Annotated in this window: 25 protein-coding genes; 4 read left to right on the forward strand and 21 right to left on the reverse strand. The window is 53.5% G+C overall.

Annotated features, from left to right (window positions below; genetic code table 11):
- Positions 1–296: 296 nt before the first annotated feature.
- From QN379_RS13945 to QN379_RS13955, 3 genes are read right to left on the reverse strand one after another with little or no spacing between them, the layout of a single operon-like run.
- On the reverse strand, positions 297–680 hold the full coding sequence (locus tag QN379_RS13945; RefSeq protein WP_323506901.1) for a hypothetical protein: 384 nt from the start codon (positions 678–680) through the stop codon (positions 297–299).
- Between the two features lie 9 nt (positions 681–689).
- Positions 690–1,403, reverse strand: a complete 714-nt coding sequence (gene stbB, locus QN379_RS13950) for a StbB family protein (protein WP_323506902.1) — start codon at positions 1,401–1,403, stop codon at positions 690–692.
- Positions 1,400–1,825: a conjugal transfer protein TraD gene (locus tag QN379_RS13955; RefSeq protein WP_323506903.1), complete on the reverse strand. Its 426-nt coding sequence runs from the start codon at positions 1,823–1,825 to the stop codon at positions 1,400–1,402. Before QN379_RS13955 ends, stbB begins: the two co-directional genes overlap by 4 nt.
- Before the next feature lie 417 nt (positions 1,826–2,242).
- On the opposite strand from QN379_RS13955, the gene QN379_RS13960 reads away from it, so the two are divergent.
- From QN379_RS13960 to mobF, 3 genes are read left to right on the forward strand one after another with little or no spacing between them, the layout of a single operon-like run.
- Positions 2,243–2,635, forward strand: coding sequence for a conjugal transfer protein TraA (locus QN379_RS13960; RefSeq protein ID WP_323506904.1), 393 nt, complete (start codon positions 2,243–2,245; stop codon positions 2,633–2,635).
- A gap of 4 nt (positions 2,636–2,639) precedes the next feature.
- Entirely contained in the window at positions 2,640–4,202 is a 1,563-nt protein-coding gene (locus tag QN379_RS13965; RefSeq protein WP_323506905.1) for a type IV secretion system DNA-binding domain-containing protein, read from the forward strand.
- A complete protein-coding gene (gene mobF, locus QN379_RS13970) occupies positions 4,199–7,237 on the forward strand; it encodes a MobF family relaxase (protein WP_323506906.1) in 3,039 nt (1,012 codons plus the stop codon). Before QN379_RS13965 ends, mobF begins: the two co-directional genes overlap by 4 nt.
- 377 nt (positions 7,238–7,614) lie before the next feature.
- Here mobF and QN379_RS13975 read toward each other — a convergent pair whose 3' ends face one another.
- The 15 genes from QN379_RS13975 to QN379_RS14045 all read right to left on the reverse strand — a co-directional run bounded on the left by QN379_RS13975 (position 7,615) and on the right by QN379_RS14045 (position 19,148).
- Complete coding sequence (locus QN379_RS13975; protein WP_323506907.1) at positions 7,615–8,169, reverse strand: phospholipase D family protein; 555 nt, start codon at positions 8,167–8,169, stop codon at positions 7,615–7,617.
- Positions 8,170–8,178: 9 nt separating this feature from the next.
- Positions 8,179–8,763 carry a hypothetical protein gene (locus tag QN379_RS13980; protein WP_323506908.1) on the reverse strand — a complete coding sequence of 195 codons (585 nt, stop codon included), beginning with the start codon at positions 8,761–8,763 and terminating at the stop codon, positions 8,179–8,181.
- A 31-nt stretch (positions 8,764–8,794) separates the two neighbouring features.
- Positions 8,795–9,499 carry a lytic transglycosylase domain-containing protein gene (locus QN379_RS13985; protein ID WP_323506909.1) on the reverse strand — a complete coding sequence of 235 codons (705 nt, stop codon included), beginning with the start codon at positions 9,497–9,499 and terminating at the stop codon, positions 8,795–8,797.
- Between the two features lie 124 nt (positions 9,500–9,623).
- Positions 9,624–10,649, reverse strand: coding sequence for a P-type DNA transfer ATPase VirB11 (gene virB11, locus QN379_RS13990; protein ID WP_323506910.1), 1,026 nt, complete (start codon positions 10,647–10,649; stop codon positions 9,624–9,626).
- A 12-nt stretch (positions 10,650–10,661) separates the two neighbouring features.
- Positions 10,662–11,888: a TrbI/VirB10 family protein gene (locus tag QN379_RS13995; RefSeq protein WP_323506911.1), complete on the reverse strand. Its 1,227-nt coding sequence runs from the start codon at positions 11,886–11,888 to the stop codon at positions 10,662–10,664.
- Positions 11,888–12,664 (reverse strand): P-type conjugative transfer protein VirB9, encoded by a 777-nt coding sequence (gene virB9, locus QN379_RS14000; protein ID WP_322240913.1) that lies wholly within the window; start codon positions 12,662–12,664, stop codon positions 11,888–11,890. Before virB9 ends, QN379_RS13995 begins: the two co-directional genes overlap by 1 nt.
- 27 nt (positions 12,665–12,691) lie before the next feature.
- On the reverse strand, positions 12,692–13,363 hold the full coding sequence (locus tag QN379_RS14005; protein ID WP_323506912.1) for a type IV secretion system protein: 672 nt from the start codon (positions 13,361–13,363) through the stop codon (positions 12,692–12,694).
- On the reverse strand, positions 13,363–14,223 hold the full coding sequence (locus QN379_RS14010) for a type IV secretion system protein (RefSeq protein ID WP_322240917.1): 861 nt from the start codon (positions 14,221–14,223) through the stop codon (positions 13,363–13,365). The genes QN379_RS14005 and QN379_RS14010 overlap by 1 nt, the downstream gene beginning before the upstream one ends.
- Positions 14,224–14,226: 3 nt before the next feature.
- Positions 14,227–14,583: a hypothetical protein gene (locus QN379_RS14015; protein WP_322240919.1), complete on the reverse strand. Its 357-nt coding sequence runs from the start codon at positions 14,581–14,583 to the stop codon at positions 14,227–14,229.
- Entirely contained in the window at positions 14,576–14,791 is a 216-nt protein-coding gene (locus QN379_RS14020; protein WP_322240921.1) for a hypothetical protein, read from the reverse strand. Before QN379_RS14020 ends, QN379_RS14015 begins: the two co-directional genes overlap by 8 nt.
- A gap of 34 nt (positions 14,792–14,825) precedes the next feature.
- On the reverse strand, positions 14,826–15,485 hold the full coding sequence (locus QN379_RS14025) for a type IV secretion system protein (protein ID WP_322240923.1): 660 nt from the start codon (positions 15,483–15,485) through the stop codon (positions 14,826–14,828).
- Positions 15,486–15,487: 2 nt separating this feature from the next.
- A complete protein-coding gene (locus QN379_RS14030) occupies positions 15,488–18,151 on the reverse strand; it encodes a type VI secretion protein (RefSeq protein WP_323506913.1) in 2,664 nt (887 codons plus the stop codon).
- Complete coding sequence (locus QN379_RS14035; RefSeq protein WP_323506914.1) at positions 18,138–18,437, reverse strand: VirB3 family type IV secretion system protein; 300 nt, start codon at positions 18,435–18,437, stop codon at positions 18,138–18,140. The genes QN379_RS14030 and QN379_RS14035 overlap by 14 nt, the downstream gene beginning before the upstream one ends.
- Positions 18,434–18,811, reverse strand: a complete 378-nt coding sequence (locus QN379_RS14040; RefSeq protein WP_322240929.1) for a TrbC/VirB2 family protein — start codon at positions 18,809–18,811, stop codon at positions 18,434–18,436. Before QN379_RS14040 ends, QN379_RS14035 begins: the two co-directional genes overlap by 4 nt.
- A gap of 22 nt (positions 18,812–18,833) precedes the next feature.
- The gene (locus tag QN379_RS14045; protein ID WP_323506915.1) at positions 18,834–19,148 is read right to left on the reverse strand and encodes a hypothetical protein; all 315 of its coding nucleotides are present in this window, start codon (positions 19,146–19,148) and stop codon (positions 18,834–18,836) included.
- 205 nt (positions 19,149–19,353) lie between these two features.
- On the opposite strand from QN379_RS14045, the gene mnmH reads away from it, so the two are divergent.
- Complete coding sequence (mnmH, locus tag QN379_RS14050; protein WP_323506916.1) at positions 19,354–20,379, forward strand: tRNA 2-selenouridine(34) synthase MnmH; 1,026 nt, start codon at positions 19,354–19,356, stop codon at positions 20,377–20,379.
- Here mnmH and QN379_RS14055 read toward each other — a convergent pair.
- The 3 genes from QN379_RS14055 to QN379_RS14065 all read right to left on the reverse strand — a co-directional run bounded on the left by QN379_RS14055 (position 20,341) and on the right by QN379_RS14065 (position 22,368).
- Positions 20,341–21,048, reverse strand: a complete 708-nt coding sequence (locus tag QN379_RS14055; RefSeq protein ID WP_322240933.1) for a fatty acid desaturase — start codon at positions 21,046–21,048, stop codon at positions 20,341–20,343. The genes mnmH and QN379_RS14055 overlap by 39 nt on opposite strands.
- A 278-nt stretch (positions 21,049–21,326) precedes the next feature.
- Positions 21,327–22,067, reverse strand: coding sequence for an autoinducer binding domain-containing protein (locus tag QN379_RS14060; protein WP_323506917.1), 741 nt, complete (start codon positions 22,065–22,067; stop codon positions 21,327–21,329).
- 22 nt (positions 22,068–22,089) lie between these two features.
- The gene (locus QN379_RS14065; RefSeq protein ID WP_323506918.1) at positions 22,090–22,368 is read right to left on the reverse strand and encodes a hypothetical protein; all 279 of its coding nucleotides are present in this window, start codon (positions 22,366–22,368) and stop codon (positions 22,090–22,092) included.
- Between the last annotated feature and the right edge of the window lie 489 nt (positions 22,369–22,857).

The raw sequence follows: 22,857 nt of genomic DNA on the forward strand, positions 1-22,857 counted from the left end.
AATGAGCGGTCACGATGCGCCAGAATGGTCGGTCACGATAGACCAGAATCGGTGGTCACGATCGGCCAGAATACCCACAATACGGCCGCTCAGAGCAAACTTAAATCCCCCTGCACAGACATTTAATCCCGCTTGCAGTATTGAATTGATTTTACTAATTTGGTTGGAAATACGTAGCCTGCGTTGGAAAACGCGCAACCCGGTATGTAGCGGCCCGTTCGACCGGGGATCATTACCGCTGCGAGCCCGCTCAAAGCAGCAAAAGCTGCAAATGTAGCTGTATATAAGGAGGGCTCTCAGAGGCTTAACATCTTTACAGCGACAACACCGCCAATCGCCCCGCCAATGACTGTAAGCCCGGCCAGAAGGGCGATAAGTCGCCATAATTTGCGTTCCAGCGCTTCATTGACCGCCACTAACTGCGTCACACCGGTCCCGAGTTGTGCACTGATCGCTGCCGACGCATTCCGGCCTGCCGCCACGAGTTTTCGTTCCTGCTCCGTTATCATGGACTCGAAGCCCATGCGCGCCGCCAGGAATGCCTTGCCAGACGCCTCCTTTATGGCCTGCTCAACGGTCACCGCCAGCGACGCATCCAGAGCTTCAACGCGACCAATTAACCCATCGACATCGACCATCAATTCTGCCAGGAGCGCTTCCCGAGCCGTTGCAATTCCCATTGTCACTCCTTACTTGAATAAGACCTTGAACACGTCATCGAGATTCTTATGAGCCGACTTCGCCAAACGTTTGGCTGAAATCATGCTGATCGCGTAGTCCTTCGCATCGTCATCTTTGGCGTCTTTGAGCATTGTCCGATAATCGGTGTCATCGGCGACCAGTGCGTCGACCGAGGTATTCAATATTCGCAAGCGATCAAAAATCTCATTGGTAAATACCACGGCATCGGTGCGCAGGGTAAATTTTTTCTCCGCTGCATGAAAGCCCCAGACCATGCTGAAGTGACTGGCAACATCGTCCGCATCGTCGATCGCCACTTTATTAAACACCACGCGGATTTTTTTAGATGGCACGCCGAGGCCTGCTAGCGTTTTAATGGTGTTGATGGTGTCGGTTTGTTGCTTCTTGTCGCTGACCACGGGGACAATAAAATAATCGAATTCTTCATGGGAGCCATCAAACTGCCCCATCAACTTGACAAACTCATCAACGTTGGAGGCCCCGATGTCGACAATGGCGGCGTCTGTGCGCATCATTTCTTCCTGCAAATGGCCAAAATCTTTACCTTTGAGGCGTTCTGACGCGGTTGTTTCTCCGGCACCGGCGTTGATGGTTTCCACCGCAAATTCTTGTGCCTGCATGCGCGGCGCAAAAAGTTGTTTAGCTAACGTCGATTTACCGACGTTACCCGAAAAGTTGATGATCGCAATTTTAGATTTCATACCGGTTTTTTCTCTTTCCGTTGTTGTTTCGCTATCCGTTCGTAATGGGCGATGTCCGTTGCTTCCTGTTGCTCGTCCGGTTGCATGAGGCGCGCCAGATCCTGTGCCGAGATGGCTTGCGCGGCGGCTTCTTCACGAAGAGGCACGTTGTCGGCAGGGAGCACCGTCGCTGATGCTGTCGGGATAGTGGCCGGTTCTGCAGTCGTGACGACTGCAGGGTGATGCGCTTCTTGCCGAAACCGGTACACATACGTTTTCAGGGTCGCCAGCGTCAATTCGAGACCCCCGCTGTGTAACGCGGCCTGGATCGCTTTGAGTTGGACACCGGCGGCTAACTTCAATTCAATGTCTGGCAGGAGGGTGCGCAGCCGGGCGGCTTTTGTGGTGGGTTGTAGCTTCGTCAGAGCGTCTTTGATATCCATTTTTGTCCCTCTTCTTACTTCCTTCATGTCGCGCAGGAAATACTTTACGCTGATCACCTTATTTTGTCTACTTATTGTCAGTGTTTTGTTTTTTGTTTGATTATGAATTGATCTCTCATTAGTTCTTTTATGCTCTCTCTTTAGTCGCTATTTGTCGTCAAATAGTCTGCTTACTGCCTACGGACTGCGTCCTGAGTGATAAGCACTCCCTAACCCCTGGAGATTGTGCTCCTTAACCCGAGCAAAATCTCAATACACAAAACGCACCCCTATCGGGGGGAAAAACACCGTACAATACCATTGCCACATGGAAATATTCGTATATTCGCTTCCGACAAATGTATGACAAAACTGTCTGAACGCCTTATCCCTACTCAAACAACCGTATGACAATCGTCATACATTAGAGAGGACACCATGCGCGACGGAAAAACGGTCTCCATTCGCTACAGCGACGACGAACTCAACCGGCTCGAACAGGCCGCCGCCATCGCCGGTTATGCCAAATTGTCGCCTTATCTGCGTGACAAGACATTGGATAAAATCGGCTTATCAAATAGCGCTCGTGATGGCGTGGAAGCCTGGTCTGAACGACAAGAAGTGACAGGCCGGTTAGCGGAAATCGAACGCACGCAACACGCGGCCAATGCCATGCTCACCACGCTGCTGTATCTCGTGCATCGCAAGGCCTCCACCGGCGACATGCAGGACTTACAGGCCGCCGTGGAACACGCCGGCCTCTCTGCCAGCACGCTCGACAAGATCGCGCCGGTGTTAGGTAAATTAATCCAGCAACTACAACCGGAGTAGTCCCATGCAGAAATTAGAAGCAGAAAATGCGACCCTCCTGTTTGGCATCGCGCTTCCTATTGCCGGCTGGATTGCCGGCACGTATGCCGGAAAAATACCGTTATCACCGTTTCCGCATGCCATCACCGACGCGTTACATGCCACGCCACGCGATCCTTTTATCCTCGGCGGGCTGGTCGCTGGCCTCGGTTTAGCGGCCAGTGCGGCCTATCTCTTGCGTGAGTATGGTGACGATGGTTATCGCGGCGCACCGTATAAACGCTGGTTACGCGGCTCCCGCATGGCGAACTGGCACACGGTCAAAAGCAAAGTATGTGCTGCCAACCGCCAAGAAAACGCCCGGCGCAAAAAGGAAGGAAAAGCCCCCTTAGCCCCGATCATGATCGGCGCGTTACCGATGCCGTTGCATTTGGAAAACCGCAATACGATGATCTGCGCGTCGGTCGGCTCCGGTAAATCGGTCACGATGGAAGGTATGATTGCGTCCGCGATTGGCCGACGCGACAAGATGGCCATCATCGATCCGAATGGGACGTTTTACTCAAAATTCAGCTTTCCCGGCGATATTTTGCTCAACGGCTTCGATGCACGCTCGGTCGGCTGGTCGCTGTTTAATGAGATCAAAGGGGTACACGACTACGACAGTGTGGCAAAAAGCGTCATTCCGCCGCAAATTGACGCCAGTGAAGAACAATGGTGTGCCTATAGCCGCGATGTGCTGGCCGACACGATGCGCAAACTCCATGAAATCGGCAACCCCGATCAGGACACGTTAGTCAATTTGCTGGTGCGCGAAGACGGCGACGTGATTAAAGCCTTTCTGGCGAATACCGATTCACAAGGATATTTCCGCGAGAACGCCGAAAAGGCCGTCGCCAGCATCCAGTTCATGCTCAACAAGTATGTGCGCCCGTTGCGCTTCATGAGCAAGGGGGATTTTTCGATCCACGAATGGGTGCATAACCCCGACGCCGGGAACCTGTTCATTACCTGGCGCGAAGACATGCGTTCGACCCAGAAGCCGTTGGTGGCAACCTGGATCGACAGTATTTGCCGCACCATCCTCAGCTATGAACCGTTGTCCGCCACGGTGGACACCCGCCTCTGGTTGTTCCTGGACGAACTGGAGTCGCTCGGGAAGCTCGAATCGTTTGTCTCAGCCGCGACCAAGGGCCGCAAGCACGGGTTACGCATCGTCGGCAGTATTCAGGACTGGGCGCAACTGGACGAAAACTACGGGAAAGATGCCACCAAGACCTTGTTGTCCTGCTTTCGTAATTACATCATCTTCGGGGCATCGAATGCGCTCAATGCCGACAAGGCCAGTGAAATCCTGGGTAAGCAGCACGTCGAACGGCTCCAACTCACCACCACCGCCCATGGGGCCAGCCGCAATATCGTTGCCAGCGCACCAGAACCGGTTGTCCTGGATTCGGAAGTCTCGAATCTGAACGACCTGACCGGTTACGTCCTGTTTGCAGAAGACAATCCCATTGCGAAGATCACCGTGCCCTATCGCGCCTATCCGCAGCGCGCGGTCGGGATCGTGCTCAAAGGCAGCGCATGATCAATCTCACGCCGATCCGGGGCAACAATCAATATGCCGCAGCCCATTATTTTTCCTCATCAGATGATTATTACGGCAAAGAAAATCCGGGTACCTGGCAGGGGAAGGGCGCGACTGCACTGGGCCTCACTGGCCCGGTAGAACAAGCGCAGCTGTCGCGCCTACTCAACGGCGAACTGCCCAACGGCGAGCACATCCAGACCACCTTTGATCCGGCCGAAAAAATGAAACGCATGGCGCTGGACGTCACGTTTTCTGCGCCCAAATCGGTGTCCATGCAGGCCCTGGTTGGTGGCGATCTCGCCGTGACACTGGCCCACGACACGGCAGTCAGCCGGGCGGTGGAAGAAGTCGAGAAGCTGGCAGAAGCCCGTAAAAAAATGCAGGGGAAAAGCACCCGTGAGCGCACCGGCAAGTTGGTCGTCGGCAAATTTCGCCATGAGATGAGTCGCGCGAAAGACCCGCAGTTGCATACCCACGCGGTAGTGCTGAACATGACCCAGCGCAGCGATGGTGCCTGGCGCGCGCTGTGTAATGAGAATATTTTCCGGGTACATCATCAGATCGAAGCGATTTATAAGGCAGAACTGGCAAGAGAACTGCAGGGCCTCGGCTACACCATCCGCTTAGTCGACGACAAGGGTAATTTCGAGCTGGCGCATATTACCCGTGAACAAATTGAGGGCTTTTCCGGACGCAGCAAAGTGATCGAAGAGGCCCTCGCCAACGAAGGCAAGACGCGGGCGACGGCGACATCGCTGGAAAAACAAGTGATCTCGCTGGCAACCAGACCGCGCAAAGACGAACGTGACCGTGCCATCGTCAAACAGTACTGGGTAGAAAAAAGCCAGGTACTGAATATTGACTACGGCCCCCGGTCGCGCCTTGACGATCGCAGCTACGACACTGGCGACAGTACCAACGCGCAGCCCGGCACCGACCAACAACCAGATGATCCGGACCACAGCGCCCCCAGCGACGAGGTCCCTGTTCAAACACTGCCGGACAGCATCACGCCCGCGCAAGCGGTCGTGCAGTACGCGATCAACCATCTCACCGAGCGCGAGGCAGTCGTCACAGAAAGTGCATTGATGACCACCGCCACACGGCGCGCCGTGGGTCTTGCTGGCTCCGCAGAAATCAAAAACGAAATCAACCGCCTGGTGCGCCAGGGCACATTGATCGAAGCCGTCCCCACGTACCGGATTGCGGACAATAACAGCGGCATGGCGCTGTCGATCGCCGGATGGAAATCGTACCTGCAAGAATTAAAAGAATGGACACCGGCCGAGACCGCCAGCTATGTGCAGTATGCTGTTACGAAAGGATCGCTGATTCCTGCTGAGAAACGCTATACCACCCAAAAGGCGCTCAAACGGGAGCAGGCGATACTGGCGATTGCGCGCACCGGGCGCGGCGCCGTCTTGCCCATTCTGGCTGCAGCGGACGTGCGCGCCGCGCTGGAAAACACCTCTTTGAATGCCGGCCAGCGCGCAGCCGTCGAAACCATGGTCTGCACGACCAACCGGTTTGTGGGGATTCAGGGCGATGCCGGTACCGGAAAAACCTATACCGTCAATCAGGCGGTTGCCCTGATCCAACAGGCTACCACCATCACGGTAGCGGAGTGTGGCAAGGGTGGGGAAGGCAGCGGCTACCGCACGGTGGCGCTGGCTCCTTACGGGAATCAAGTCAAAGCGCTCAAAAACGAGGGGCTGGAAGCGCACACGCTGGCGAGTTTCCTTCGCACCAAAGACCAACCGATCGACGCCAGGACCGTCATCGTGTTAGATGAAGCGGGGGTCGTCGGGGCACGCCAAATGGAACAACTGATGCGGGTGGTGGAAAAAAGCGGCGCGCGAATGGTCTTGTTAGGAGACACCAAACAAACCGAAGCGATTGAAGCCGGTAAGCCCTTCGCACAGTTGCAAATGAACGGCATGCAAACAGCGCGGATCAGCGACATTCAACGCCAGAAAAATCCTGAGTTAAAAATGGCCGTCGAACATGCGACCGAAGGGCGCGTGGGCCTATCGCTCAATCATATCAAGCATATTGAAGAGTGTCCCGATGCATCAGAACGGCATCGCGCCATCGTCACCGACTATATCCAGCTGAGTGAGCCGGATCGGCGCGCCACGCTGATTGTCGCCGGCACGAATGCCGCACGACGAGAAATCAACGACATGGTGCGGCACGCGTCCAACCTGGCAGGTAAGGGCCGACAATTTGAAACGTTGACACGGGTCGATATGACGCAGGCCCAACGCCGCTTTGCCCCCAGCTATGTGCCCGGCGTGGTGATCCAGCCGGACAAAGATTATCCCCAATGTGGTTTAGTGCGCGGCGACATCTATACCGTTAAAGAAGCGCTGCCTGGCAATAAACTGATCGTCCAAAGACCGGACGGCACGATAGCAGAAATCAATCCGCGGAAAACGACGCAGTTAAGCGTCTATCATCTGGAAAAACCGGAACTGTCGGTGGGCGACACCATCCGCATCAATCGCAACAATCCCAGCCAGGATCTGACTAATGGGGACCGCATGCGCGTCACCGGCATTCTTGGTGGCATGGTGCGTCTGGAATCGGTCGGGCAGAAAGACGGGCGAGCGGTGCGGTCATTAGAACTCCCGGCCAGCAAGCCATTGCACCTGGAGCACGCGTATGCGTCCACCGTGCATAGTGCTCAGGGACTGACCAATGACAAGGCCATGATTGCGCTCGACACCACCAGCCGTACCACGTCACTGAATTTGTACTATGTCGCCATCAGTCGCGCCCGGCATGAAGCGCGCATCTATACCAATTCCGTCGCGGCCTTGCCGGCGGCAATTGCCCGGCGCTTCGATAAAACGACTGCGCTGGCCGTTCAGCAGGAGCGGGTGGTGCAGCGGCGGGAACAAGGATTACAGCGCATGGGGAGCGCAGATGGAAAGCAAGCGATGCAGGGCAAACATCGGGAAGAAAAACGTCCCCGCATGCCTGCGGAGGGGAACGACAGCAAGGGTAAAGAGGGATTGGGACGGGTGTAATAATTACCATTGCCGATAACGTCGCTTCCTTTCGTCACCCTATCGTTTCCGTTGACCGCTATCGGCCTCATCACGGATTTTGGAGTGTGCCCAGCGACCAGCGAAGTCGGCACACACAGACACTGCACAAAAAAAGACCATCATTCCAGCCAATGGACCGCCCACCGTTTCAAGGCGCATCCTGCTCACCCCTATATAAAAGGTGATCTCGAAGATCAGCATGATCACAAAGACAGCAAAAAACCGCGTTTCGCTGCCCGGGACCCTGACTTACAGTGATGCTCCATCCCTTGCAATTGTTTCAATCTAGTCATCGCGGTTTCCTCCAATAGGGTGTTGATGCTGCGTCCGATGCGCACTGGGTGGGGCTGTCGGCCTCAGTAGCTCGCGCGGTAATCGGTGCCTTGTTGCCAGCGACTTTGCCAATGATCGAGGTATTGTTTGGCGATCCCTGGATTGTTCCAGATCACCAGCACATTTTCACTATTACGCTTCGCAGCCGACGCCGTATAGTTAAAGCTGCCTGTCTCCACGTGACGCCCATCGACCACAAAATATTTATCATGGTGGATCGGGTAGGCGCTAATCGTGCGGGTCGCAATACCCGCACTGACCAGCAGATTCAGCGCCTGTCTGGGTGCATTGTTGCGCGCTTCCTGCAGGTTATTTTTATCGTCCACCAAGACAGCAACATCGACGCCGCGCCGTCTGGCATCCATCAGTGCACGTACGACGGGCACGGAGGTAAACGAATACGCTGCCAGCCGAATCGACGTTTTCGCAGATTTTAAGGTCTTGAGCACCAGCGCCTCGCCCCCGCCCTCCGGGGAGAAGGCGACCTCGATGGTTTGCGCAGCAGGGGCGACAACCTCGCGCCCACTCGCGAGTGACACCGCGATCAGGCAAGAACACAGTAATATTATTCGACGCATACCGCTCCTCTACCAGCGAACACGTTGAACTAATTTGTGTTGATTGAATACATCGATGGCGCGGGGAGACTGCGCTGGTTGCCACAGGACCTGGTTAAACACCGTGACCAGATAGCCATCCTCTGCACCGCCGACCCGATAGGAACCCACGCTCTCGCCGACACAGGCGCGCGGTCCGGCCATGCCCGTCTCGGTGGTCCGCGCAGACTGCTGCGGGCTGCCCACGATGTCGAACACTGTGCTTTGAAAGTGTGACGAGGAAGCGGCTGCCCGAGGAACGCCCTGAACCACCATGGCCTGATTCTCAGCGACCTGCAAGGGAGCGGGGCAGGGGTCATACGGATCACTGACCGGCTCCGCATAGTTACCCCCTTTATTCGTCTGATTGGCCTCGTCACATTGTGGAAAAGGCCGGCCCTCATGCAAGTCCCGATACAGCCGGTCAACCGGTGGCCGACATGCGGCGACGGCTTTGGGTCCTTTGGGATTGCTCAGACAGAGTAATACCGTGCAACCATATTCACTGGCACTGGCGGGGACCATTGCGCCCATCAGACCATTCAACAGCACCGCCAACCCTATTTTCTTCATCATTGATTGCTTTCTTTTTGACGGATTAAAACGCTCATTCATTGACCACCACAAACGCATCGTCCTGCCGGGTGGCGACGGCTTCCTGCTGCAACGGCGCTACAGGCGGTGCGAGGGGGCGGTAGTCGGTCAATGGAGCTACCACCGGCACACCCTCACCGAAACTAACCCAGTCGCCGGCGGGAGCGCGGGTCTTTGCTGTGGGGGAGGCTGCACGATGCGTCACCGCAGACACGACAACCGCCGCATCACTGCTGTGCGGTGCGACCGCAGGGACTATCGGACTAGGCGCAGCACCCAACGCATTGCTCACCACTTTCTGCACGTAACTCGGTTCACCCGGATGATCCGGTTTAAATCCCCGCGTAAAATTGCCACTGTAATAACAGGAGAATGCAGCACGCAGCGCCTGCTGCTCATCCTTGCGTTTCACTGTGGCACGGACAAAGCAGTCTTTGAGGATCGCCGCACCGGCCCTGATATTGCGGCACGGATCAAAGATGGTTTCGTAGGTTTCGCCATAGCGGGCCAGGTTGTACCGATTGACTTGCGTCAGCCCCAAGGAAAAATTGTAGCCGGCCTTGTCCAGTGCCCTGGCGGTTGCTATTGCTTCCTGTTCGGTGCGCGGTGCACGCACGGTGCCATTGACTACCCCAATGGCATACGGATGAAACGTCGATTCAGTGGTGACCAGCCCTTTGAACGTTTGCGGGTGAATAGACGGTGCACACTGCGCCACCAGCGCTTCAAACGGGGTAAGCGGCGTTAGCGTGGCTGATACAGTGGGTATAAGGGGTATCGCGGGCGAGGCGGCGAGCGTCAACGGCAGCGCACAGGCGATGCCGATCGCGAGCAGCAGGCGTTTACTGGCCGTCATATAAAATCTCCGAGATGAACCGCCGACCCGAGCGTTTATCGTAGGAAAATTGCACCACGACCTGGATCAGCGATTTGGCGTAACCGATGATGTGCGACTGTTGCAGCGGTATTCCGGCCCGTAACACCATCATCGACAGCCGCTCGTACATCATGGCCGGGCTGTTGGCGTGAATGGTCGTGATCGACCCGCCCGCGCCGGTATTGAGCATTTCCAGATACGAATAGGCTTCTGCGCCGCGCAACTCGCCCATGATGATGCGGTCGGGCGTCAGCCGTAGCGAGGCTTCCAGTAAATCAATCGCCGAGATCTTCGATTCGCCCTGGCCGCCACGGGAGTACAGCAAATGCAGACAATTCGGTTGTGCGGGGGTGATCTCGCGCGCATCTTCGATGGTCACAATGCGCTCGTGGTCCGGCACCGTTTTTAATAAGGCATTTAAGAACGTGGTTTTACCGGTATTGGTGCCAGCCGAAATCATGATATTTTTGTGCGCTAAGACCGCCCCACGCATAAAACCGTCCCAGTCGCGCGCCTTGCACAGCGCCAGCAGATGATCATTCGAATATGCCGATGGATTCCCGGCATCGTTGACGTGGTCGAACGCGCCCTGTTGCTGATAGTCGTTCAACGTAAAGTCGCGCAAGGACGGCTTGCGGATACACACCGCAATCGACTTTTCTTCGACGGCAGGGGCGCGCACCACCTGGACCCGGTAGCCGCCGCGTTCGGTGTCGTCGATCCCCTCGGTCAGATCGATCGGCATCGTGGCCGACAATAACGGGCGCTCGCGGTCCGATTCCTGATGGGTGAAGGACGCGGTCACATCGGCCAAGGATTCCAGCAGCGCCAACGAGAGGTCAGGCATGGCGACGCGCGCCATATAGCCGTGGCCTTGGCGTCCGATGAACATCTCATAGGGCTTGTTGACGGCCAGTTCGGTCACGCTCGGGTCGTCCAGATACGGCTTCATTGAGGCCAGTTTCGAACGAAATGACGCAATTTGGGACATGAGACACCTTTATTAGTCGATCAGCACCGGGCCATCCTGCTGCTGGGCGGCGTCCTGTTGCTTTGTGTAAATGTCCGTAAAGTCCAGATCACGGTTCACAAAAATGCGTATCCGGGAGCCGGCCGGCGTCGTGATCGTCGGCGGGATGTTGATAATCGGGGCCAGGATCGACTGCGAGGTCTGGGCGGCGGCTTGCTGCACCGATTGCCGGTATTGTGCCGAGGAATTGTTCTGGTCGCCAGAACTGACCCCGGTATTGGCCGCCCCGGCTCCGATAATCGACAACAACGCAGAGGTACCAAAAATTTCCGCAAAATGGGCGTCCACGATCCCGCCCATGCCCGCCGTCCCAAGCTGGTCGGAGCCGATACTGTCTAACGCGACTTCGGTGATCGATCCATCCGGGTTCGCCGTGCGCAGCGTGTTCCACATGGTAAACAGCCGGCTTTGCCCCTTGCGTACTTCAGCGCTGTAGACACCACACAGGCGTGACCCCCACGGAATCAGTTTTAAGCGCCCGCGTTCGGCATATACGTCGCGCTGGATCAGTGCGCAGATTGTGCCCGGTAAATCCGAAATCGCCCGCGGGATCGTCACGCCTTCAATGACCTTGCCCTGCAGAATTTTATACTCCAGGTTGGTCACATTGGACGCCTGACTCAGTACCACGCCGTTGCCCGAGACGGCCCGCGCAAAGCGGGAATTCGGGTCTTGTGCACCGCGTTCGGTACCCGCCTCACTGGTCCCACCGAGCGTGCCCATCAGGGCAGCGAGGGTGGCATTCTGCGCGGCACCTTGCGCAGGTCCCGTGGAAGGCGCGCCCGTGCCACCGGGTTCGATCGCCGACTTCCTGCGGGCGTCGAGTAACAACCGGGCTTTTTCTTGTTGCTGCAGCGCCAGTTGCGCGCGTTGGGCGACTAAAGGATCTACCGCCGGCGTGGCGGGCGTGGCCGTTTTGACCGGTGGCACCACCGCAGCTGGCTGGTCATCGTTCAACACAGGCACGGTTTTACGCGGTGCCACGGTTAGCTGGGACTCCGCTGTTGTCGTGTCGCTCTTGGCCGCGCCACCTTTGACCCAAAACACCACCCCGAGCGCGGCGGCAGCGACTACCGCGATCGCAACGCCATTAAATTTCTTCTTGCGACTGGCCGCCACCAGCGACGCACTGGTGGTGGTTTCCCAGTCGTGCAGTACCTGGTCGCGGGTGGCATCCGGCGGGGGCGTCAACGTTGCCATCAATGCCCCCGCGCCGTCATTGCCACGGTCTCTTTTTTACTACCGGTGTTTTCCACGCAGAGGTGGGCGTCGCCATTGCGTAACGTGAATAAATGACCGATGCGCTCGACCACCATATACGCGCCTTCGCGGCGCGTATTGACCACCGATTCGGTGCCATCGCTGCCCACAATATAAAACGCCGGAATCTCACTGTTTTTGTCAAACTGGAAATAGGTAAATTCGCCATCATCAAACGCGCGCTGCAGTGGAATGGCCTGCTTGTCACCGGACGCCGCATAGTGCAGATTCAATGTGGCCGGGTCGAACCCTTTGCCGCTGCGCTCGTTTCCGCTATTTGGCATGCCGGAAGCAGCGTTCAGCATGCTGGCATTCGGGTAGATAAAACGCACCAGAAAGGTCATGTCACGCTGTCTGGCGGTGCTGTTGAGTTTAAAAAAGTAAGTGCGCTTGTTGGTGATGATGGTCATGTTAGTCGCCGCATTCGGCTCCACCGGCTTCACGAACAAGCGGCTGCCATTGATCACCGTTTGCCACGCAATCGAATCGCCCAACGTGCGCACCTTGATCTGCTCATCGGGTGCAAATTCAATCGTGGTCTGATAGCCATAGGTGCCCATTAGCTCGTAGACCTGATTGGGGTCATAGGCCACCTGCTTGATGCGCTGGTCCGTCAGTAACGGGCGCGGCAGTTTGGCGGCATAGACCGGCACAGCGCACAAAGTTGTTAACAAAGACACTATGGCGACGACAAGGGCGAACGGCGTGGGTTTCATCGGCTTTTCTCTTTCCTGTGGAGCAGGCTACTGATTGCTCAATTTTTGGTTTTTACTGTACGACGTGGCGGCAAAGCCGAGCGGATTTTCCCAGCGGTCACCCAGTGCTAACGGCTGAAACGTGAAGGTATTGCGCACCAGGGCGGTAAAATAATCGATTCGGCGCTCGCCACCCGGCCGCTCAGTGATACTTTGGAATTCGACCTGATAGGCATTTTTGCCAAGCGAATTGATGGCGGTGATTTTGGGATAGCGGCGTGCCCCTTTGCCGATCACGTAATACGGATTGTCCGGATTTTCTGCAGCGGTCTCCTGGTCGTATTGCCGTGCCACCGCATCGGTCGCGTGTAAACGGCATAAATCCGCATTACGTTGCCGCCAGTCAGGATCGAACGTATTGCACGCGGTAATGAAATCATTGACCTGACTTTCGACAAAGCTGTCCAGGCCGGAAATGGTGTCCGCGTTGACCACTTGCTGTTTGACCACATGACCGTTGGCATCCATGACGGCGATCACCGGAATGACGGTATGGATCTTCGAGAGTACCGTCACCGAGGAAGACAGCCCAGCCACTGCGATCAGCAACAACACAATAAAAAGATAAGCGCGGTTGCGCTCCTGCTTAATTTTATTTGCCCCGCCCAGCTGGACCTGCTGCGTCGTCGGGTCGGTATCAAAGGTATGTTTGCCGGCCATTACTTGCCTCCTTTGATAGTTCTCACCGCCATCATCAACAACGATGCACCCTGCACAGAAGCCCCACCAGCAAGGCCCGCAGCCCAGCCTTTGACTTGCAGCATAAAAATAATCAAGACAAGCTCCAGCACATAGAGCGTATTGATTTGCTCAGCGCTGATAAATTTAGCTTCCGTAGCGGACGATGCGTTTTGCACTTCCTGGAAAAAGTCACCAAATGCCACAAAGCCAAATTTGACAATCGCAATGACTAAAATGTAAATCAGCGCGAAATTCAGCATTTTGCTGACCCAGTTCATGAACCACTGCCGTGTTTCCGAAAACATGGCGAAGCCAATAAACAGCGGCAGGAGAACCATCGTCAATGCCAAACCAAATTTAGCAATGGTCATGTAGAAAAGGGCAATAACAAATAACAATGTATTAAGCACTAACACCAGCATGCCATCCAGGATAGTGCCGACTGATTGCCAGCCTGAATTCCTAAGAGTCTTAGAAATCTCATTAGCGTTAACATAAAGCGCATCCAGCATGCTGGTACTAGACTTCCCCGCCATAATGGTTCCTGCTGCCGAGTCCATAAAAGAGACGAATACGTTATAAATGACTGACGCAAATCCACCCCAACTCAATGTGCCAAAAACTGCACAGGTCATGATGGTTTTCGCTAACAACTCACGTGCCTGAAAGGGAGCATGTCCTGCGTACACCTTGTACCCCAGCAACACCCAATACAACACAGCGGCGGAATACAGTGCCGGAGAAATAGCGTTCGCCAGTGCAGGATAAATTTGCGTTAAAAATGAATTGGTGTAAGCATCTGACGCGCCAATCATTCCCTGAAGATTAATGGTTGCCATTATTTACTTTCCCGTTTTTTTCCAATGATCAGCAACCGCAGGGTCAAGAATGTCCCCCTCTGTCAAGCGCACACCGGTACTTTCTTCCACTCGCTTCGTAACCGCTACCACACACACTTTTCTGCTATGCGTTTCTTTTTTTGTAATGAAAATATCAGCCTGACAATAATTAGGAAACCACGAGTAAAATTGCACGGAGGTTGCTGTCAATAACGGATTCCCCGATTTTTGCTCTGGCTGAACAATTACTTGCGGGGGCATCCCTGGCGTATTAGCTGGTGACGATGGAAATACGTAGTAAACAAGACCACCAACTGAAACGACTATCGCAAACGCGGTAACAAGCATCCATTTAGGCATGATTTTTCCCTACATCAGGAGTGCTATTGAGAGGCTGAAAATCGCAGGCGCACGGCGACATATCCAGCTTGGCCGAGTTAACAGCACACCCGCCGATTACCGCACCAATAAACAAAATAGCCAATACTTTCCAGCATTTCATAAATATCCAGAATGGTATCCAGACAGGGGCAAAAACAATTTTCAACAACAATAAAAAGAATTTCATAAGCCGTTCCTCTTCATAAATTTGACGACTGCGGTTACGGGGCGACACGTTTGTAGCGTTGCTGATCGTTCGCCGTCGCCTGATTTTGCTGGTTCAGCATGTTCGCCTGCAGATTCATATTCATCACGTTGAGCTTGGCCATCGCGGTTTGCAGCATGCCGTTTTCGGTCGCAATACGATTTTGCAGGTCAGCGGCATCTTTGGTATTGGCGGTGCTGTCGACTTGCCCGGCCATCGTCGATAAATTGTTCAGGTTGGTCTGCACCTGCGCATACAGCATGTCACCCCCGGTCATCGCCGCCCGTACCGAATCGGTACTCAGCTTGTAACTGGTGGCTCCCTGGCCCCGGGGATCCTGAAACAGCTCTTGCGGCATCGTCTTTAATAATTTTTCATAGCCGTTTTGACTGGCACCAAACGCCCCGCTATTTTGCTGCGAGACCACCTCCTGCCATGAGCCGGGGACCACCGACGAGGAGCGAATGGTGTCATTCAATCCGATGGCTCCCCGCTGGTACGACCCGGTCACGGCGGCATATTGATTTTTCATCGTTTCGTACTGTTGCTGCATTTGATTGAGCTGGTTCAACAATTGCGCCTGGGTGAGGATGTCGGTGGTTGGAATCTGGGCGATTGCGGGAGTCGCTGCAGAAAGGAACCACCCCATGGCAATGAGTAATAAAAATTTTTTCATGATCAGGCACCTTTGAGGGTCAAATTGTGGGTGTTTTCTGCCAGTGAACGTTGCATGAATACCGGCACCCACTGTTCGGGCGCGCTGCTACCCAGTTCGGCAATGATGGTGTCCATCAGTGCTACGCCCTTGTCGTTGGACGACAGCACCGGGATGAATTCTGGCAACTCCGACAGATCAAACACCGCTTTAATCGATTCATTGCCGCGCCGAATCAGAAATTTGCGCGCTTCCGGCGGTGTTTCCCGGATAAACGTGAATTCGGCTTCTGTCAGGCCCAGCTGACCCACGTAATCGGCGTGACTGGCTTCGCCATTTGGCAGGTAAATCTTGGTGGCGGTCTGCTTCTGGATCGAATCGGTTTCACAAAACAGGTACTTGGCGTCCGGCGTCACAAAAATCAGCAATCCGTTCTTGCGCCGGATCTGCATGATGTAGGCATCGATTTTTTCACGCCAGTACGCGTGCTTGACCAGATTTTGGCCTTCTTCCAGCACCAGGATGAACGGTTGTCCGTTCATCGCCTGCTCGATGCGGTGAAACGGATAACTCAGCATCACCGGCAGCTCGGGCCGCGCGTCCGTCCCTTTGATCAGTTGCTGCATCTCAAAACAGTAGTGGCGACAGGTGCTCAGATCAATGCCATCGTTCGGGTTATCAAACACGCCCCAGTTCGCGCCCGGCACTCCCTGTGCACCATGCCAGATTGCCATCGCGTCGGAGAGACTGCCCTGACCAAAGCACCAGGCCACATTGCGCAAGCGCCGGTCGGCCTCTGGTAACGTGTAATTTTCTTCCACGGCCTTGTGAAAGCGCCGCATGTCGTCGGGCGCAATCAGCCCGCCGTAACAGGTACGCATCAGCGACAAGAGTTCAATCAAATAGGCCCGGTTCTCAGGCGTATCGGGCAGCTTGAACGGATTCCAGCCGCTGTTGCCCATCACCGACAAGGTTGTATGCTGGCCGCCCATGGCCGCCATAAACACCTTGGCCCCGTGCCGGTTATCGAACCAGAACACACGGGGTGCGGCCTTGTCGGCCATCGTAATCAACGCTGACAGGATCGTGGTCTTTCCGGCCCCGGTGTCGGCACTGACCGCCGTATGGCCGGCCACCATGCCTTCCATCTCGCGATGAAAGTTAAAATGATAGGCGGTGCCACTTTCGGTCTCGAACGGCATGATCGCCGGACCCCATAAATTACCTTCCATCTTGCCCACAGAAAAGTTATGCAACGACGCGAACCCGGCGAAATTGCGCGATTTGATCTTGCCACGTCGTCCGATGAATTTCTGCGGTTGCCCGGGCAATTGTGACCAGAAGAAAGTTTCCATCCCGAACCATTCGCGCACCGCTTTCACACCCAGGCCGACAAAGGCTTTTTTGAGATGGCCGACGGCGGCATCGAGGTCACTAATCGTCTGTTGTTTGTTGTCTATTGTGCTGCGCGGATGGGCGGGCACGTGTACCAGCATCGTCAAATGATGTAACCCATTGACGGAACGGCCCCGGCTTAAGTCTTGTAAGCCCTGCTTGATATCCTCCTTGTCCTCATCGGCGACACCCTCACGGTCGTTGACCTCAATCCGGCGTTTTTCCAACTTCATATCGGCTTCGGCGTGTATCCGGTCCGTAAAAAAGAAGGATTGGGTAATGATGAATTGGACCGGCAATTTTAAAAAAGCGTCCAGCATGTGCGACGGCGTGCGGGTCGGCCACTCGGCCATGCTGAGGATCGCTGCCGCCCGGTGCTGGACTAACCCCTGCGTTTCCATTGTGTTGCTGACTGCCTTGAAATGCAGGCGCGACATCGCCAACGTCTGGTCCAGTGCCAATGCGGTCACCGGCACGCGTTCCTCTTCCAGATTGATCAGGTAATGAAAAAAGCCGCCGAGTTCGGTAAATGCTTCACCCAGATAATCGAGCAAGTCACTGGCTGCATAGGTAGCGCACTTGCCATACGTCGTCTGAAAGAGCGCCCAGTCCAGCTTGAAGCGCGTCACAGCGCTGTTGGCCTCCACGCTGGTGACCGTCTCAGACGTCAGTATCGGCAAGCGCTGGATCGACAGACGCCGCGCGCCATAAGCGGACAACGACTGCAGCAGCTGCTGCGACGCCTCATAGACATCCTTGGCCTGTTCTTCGTAGGACTCCAGATCTTTCTGGGTGACTTTGTTGCCAGAGAAGACATTGACGACGCGATCAATCAGACCCGGTGCCCCTTGTCGGAAGCGGTTGCGCACAATCGAGATGTAAATCTCGTTGATGTAAAAATGGCGTTTGTCATAGCGTGCCCGCCACGCGGCATTGAATTGACGAGAAAACCACGTTTTGCCTTCGCCACCCGGATAACTATTATGTTGACGCCGTACCAGATGGACATAAATGCCCCGGTCGCTATTGGCAATCGAGCGCAGAATCGTATTGCGCTGGTTTTCAAACTGTTTGATTTGCTGAGCTGAGAGCGATTCGTAATACAGGCCATCGAGTTTGATGACCTGCACCAACCCATCATCTTTGGTAATCACGGTATGGTCGTCGTAGTGCACCGTGTACGGAATCATGTCGCTGAGCGCCATGTCATCGGCGTACTGCCGAGCGCCCTTCGGTAACGGCGTTGTCAGCGCCATATCGAATTGCTGCTTCAAGGTGTCAGCGAGGCGCATAGCTACGGCACCCCCAGTGGCGTTTGTTGACGCAGGCTTTTACGTGGCTATAAGCCCCGACAATGCCGAACAGATAAACATCTTTTAGGCACACCAAGTAGGAGATAAAAAGAAAAACGGGGATCAGACCAAAGAAGAAAACTGAGCGTGTGATCATCGCCCCCATCCCGGGGATAAACACGCTGATGCCAATACTGGTCAGCGTCAGTCCCCCTAACATGGAAGGGCGGGTCATCGCGATCACCAGCGTTTCCCCTTCATCATGAGCGTGCGCGTCAACCATCATGCAATGCTACCGGCGCGGCTCTTCAGATCGCCGACGATCGATGGGGCAAAGAACACCAGACCAATTCCAAGACCCCAGCCCCCAAGCTGCATCAGGTCGATGCGGCCGGTCTTCCAGCGATAACCCTGAATCGCCAGCGTGATAATGCCGATATAGTAACCCCACTCGAAAATCAGCAGGTTGGTAATGCTTTTAAGGAAATCGGTGATGCCACCGAACGGACTGCCGCCCGCTGATTGCGCATGGGCAAATTCAGGTAAGAAAATGAAGCCCATTATCAGCACATTGACGGTAATGCTGAGAATGACATCTAACTTATCCGCTTTTTTTATCAGAATGACTGTTGGAGCAAGTAAAGATTTGTTGCTATGCATAGCGGTCCTTTATTAAAAATAATCACGAACGGGTTGATATCAGCGCGACTCTGAAGTTGTCACTCAGTCGCGTTAATTTCCAGTCCCCGACTTCCACAAAAATATTTCTAGCGGCTTTGCAATGGTTTTGCACGAACTGAATGACGTGGCATAAGTCTCTCCATGCCTTGACAGCTCCTCTTGTGGTTTGCATTAAATACGTTTGTTCATTCCGAATAAATGTCACGTGAATAGTCCAGAATCCTTCCTCGGTTTGTCGTACTGTCACGTCGTAATTGTCACCAACCGACGCAGTCAGTACCTGTAAATCACGTTTTGTTAGTTTCAAATCAGGCATGGATTGACTTTTAGTAGATTGACTAATTACAAAGAAATAATTATTTTTCAATTTTGTTTAAAGAAAAGCTATGCGGCGATGTACATCGCAAAACTGTGAATTGATTGTCTTTTATTTCTCACAGAACACAAATGGGGTAAATTTTTAGGCGTTTTTAAAAATTGGCGTTATGCTGACAGGTTTGCCAAAATTAGACTCTATACAAATGTACAACTTCTCAGACTATGACTTAATCATTGACGCCCGTTGCCAGCGCGAGTACGAGGAGGATCACATCCCCGGCGCTGTGAACATGCCTGTGGTGAATAATGATGAATATGCCGAGGTGGGTACCTTGCATCGCACCGATAAAATGGGCGCGTACCGAATTGGTGTAGCGTATTCGCTGAGAAATATTGCGCGCTATCTCGAAGAGGAGATGCTGCAATACTCACGCAAAAGCCGTATTCTTGTGTATTGCTTTCGTGGCGGAAAACGCAGCAAACTATGGATCGACGCCCTTGAAACGATCGGCTACCGGGTCGATAAGTTGGATGGTGGTTGGAAAGGGTACCGGCGATGGGTCAATGCGCAGCTTGCATCGGTACCGACCGAATACCATTATCACGTGCTCAGCGGGCCTACCGGATGTGGTAAAACACGCTTGTTATATGCATTAGAGGACGCTGGTGCGCAAGTGCTCGATCTGGAAGATATTGCCGTTCATCGCGGGTCTGTTTTAGGCGAAGTACCCGGCCAAAAGCAGCCGTCACAAAAATATTTCGATAGTCTGTTATTGCGGAAATTTAGCGCGTTTGATCCTAAAAAACCGATTTGGGTAGAGGCTGAGAGCAAAAAAATTGGCAACGTTCAGTTGCCAGATGCGCTGCTCGAATCGATGCGTAAAGGTCAAACCATTGTGATCGAAACCGACATGGCCCAGCGTGTTTTGCTGTGGCGTGAAGACTACCGGCATTTTGAAGAAGACCCGTTTTCGATGTTAGAGCGGTTAGTCTTCCTAAAACCGCTGGTGGGGAATAAGGAATTTGCCGCGTGGGAAGCGTTGGCCGAAGAAAAAGCAATGCCGCAGTTATTTGAGCAACTGATGCGTAACCATTATGACCCTACTTACCGGAGATCGATCTTGCGCAATTATCCAGAGATTGATGCTTCCCCGGTCATTCCGCTACACGACTTATCACCAGCTGGTTTGTCAATCGTGGCCAAAACCCTGTGTGGTCAATTCCGCTAAACGGCGGTCCATCACGCTACACCAGAAGGGTGGCAGCATCGCGAGCCAGATCATGGTGAAATACCCGGCAGGGAGTGTCAAGGGTGAGGGTCGCAAGTGGCCGTACCAAAGCAATGGTCGCTTATGGTGCATGTTATGCAAGGGATTGTTGATAAGCAGTCTGTTGGATAACCAGAAATCACCATCCCACGCGACTTCGGATCTGTGGTGACCAGTGCCCCGGACCAGACCATAATGCTGTACGTAACCGATTAACTCCAACAGGAAGGTCACGACAACAGCCTGGCCCACGTACAGTACAAATCCATAAATTCCGCTCAAAAGGGAAAACACAACGACACATAACAATGTCAATACGCAACGCTGCATGACTCTGTTGCGCCAATCTAACCCGCGAAGACGGGTTTCATAACGCCATGCAGTCAGAAAGCCATTTATATATGACGGAACTAAAAACTGCCAAAAGCTAATGCCTTGCGCGGGGGCAGATCCGACATGTGCGATACCTACTTTCGCATGATGGATAGGATGGGTAATAGGATAGGTGGGATAACCCGCGATGCAATAGGTTATGTTGGCAGCAGTAGTAGAGTACCTACTGGAGCGGTGACCTAATTCATGCGCGTGTGCGGCGGCAACCGCGCCGACAACGCCGCACATCAACGCCATACACGTCATCCTAAATGGTGAAACACCTGCGCTGTATTGTATGGAAATAAATAAAAGTAATACCCACAAAATTAAAAAGAAGTGCGGAATATAAAAGGCGACTGTGGATGCGAAAGCAGAATTGTTGACCTTTGCTGGGAATTTAGTACGCCCTATCAAGTGGTCCAGAATAGGAACGCAGCACAAAAACACGAGTAAGTAGATACCTTCGTTGTGTGTGTAGACAGCGCCTATGGCGAATAGTGGCACCAGCAACGCCAGCAAGAAGCTCAACACCTCTAGCCGAGTAACCCGTTAAGGTTCGCTTCGTGTACCGCATCATTGATTTTGTCGACGTTGAATTTTTCTTTGATGAGGCCGAACTGACTATAAATCGCACTCGATTTCAGGTTTAGTTTTGCGGCAATCTCAGCGGTAATCAACCCGTTTTTTGAGAGTTGAAGGAGATAAATCTCCGCTTCGGACAGTTTAAATTTGCGCGCCGACTCTTGGTAGAGATGCCGCATCCACCAATCAAGCAGCTCCATCCCAAGTGCACGAAATGTAATGCGGCTGCGAAGAAGGATTTTTTCGCCGGTTTGCTGGTCAGCATCGAGACCGACATATAACATCCCCATACGCTCATCAACATTCGCACTACTATGCGTGGGGATGACCATGCCACTGCGAAACCCGTAGGAAGCCGCGACCTCTAACATATCAATTTGGCCAGCTGTGACAGCGTGAATTTCCGAGCCGACCACAGGTGCCGTATTTGAGCGCGCATATTCGACAAATGGATCATTCATAAACCATTTGCGATCATTGTAAATTTTGCACCATTCGGGTTGGCAACCAATGAAATAGCGATACGTGTCCCGCTCCGCACTACGATCATCTTGGCGTAGGGTTGAATAAACGAACGATTCTCCACCAGCCTCCCCCACCACAAATTTACTGATGTCAAAAACGTCTTTTTCGGTTTCACAACAAGCTATTTCGCTGATTGCGGAGAATACATTTTTATCCGTGAGATCCATCGGTATCCATGTGGTGAAATGTTCATTCTGCCAAATCGACATCCTTATCTGAACCTGGTTGATGGTAAGAAGTTCCGCAGCTGCCGCAAATCAGGGCATCTGTATCCGTCTTGGTCGGTTGCGTTTTCCAAACAAAAACAGATTCTTCGGTGCATGCCTGGCATTCTTTGTTTTGCAACCAAAAAGGTTTTTTGCAACTCTCGCAATTGCAATTATGCATTTCATTTGCCGGTAAAAATTCCAAATCATCGACGTACTGATGGTTGCAATGAGGGCAGTCAAAATGGAGGTCTGTGGTCATTAAAGGGGTCTTTTAAATGTGTAGCAATAAAAATGACTGCTAGTTTAACGGCATTGTATGCTTTTTGAAAAAGATCAATGAATTCGTAAATTGCGCTGGATTTCAAGCGCGCACTATTTAGCTATAGGGTTGAGATGCATTTTGGTGACGTTATTGTTGTCTTTGAAAGGGCAAAAAAGTCTTGTTACTTCGATTTTGGCTGTTTCTGACAGCCGCATTCCGCATGTGATATCCATATAGCTTTGAGGTGCCATCATCGTGTACTTTACGACCTGCAATGATGTTTACATGCCGTCCCGGGGAAAGCGCTGGATGAATTTATCTTTACGACGGTCGGATAATGGGCGTCACCGGAGTCCGGTAAATTCCTGACGAGCGATTTCACTAACGCCTAAAACTGGACGGACTTATGCTGCATTAAGTTGGTTTAAACACCTTGCAATCATATTAAAGAATGCTTTAATATCATAACAACATATTAAAGAAGAC

The organism is Glaciimonas sp. Gout2, from assembly GCF_035018905.1.
In the GTDB taxonomy this organism is placed as follows: Bacteria; Pseudomonadota; Gammaproteobacteria; order Burkholderiales; family Burkholderiaceae_D; genus Glaciimonas.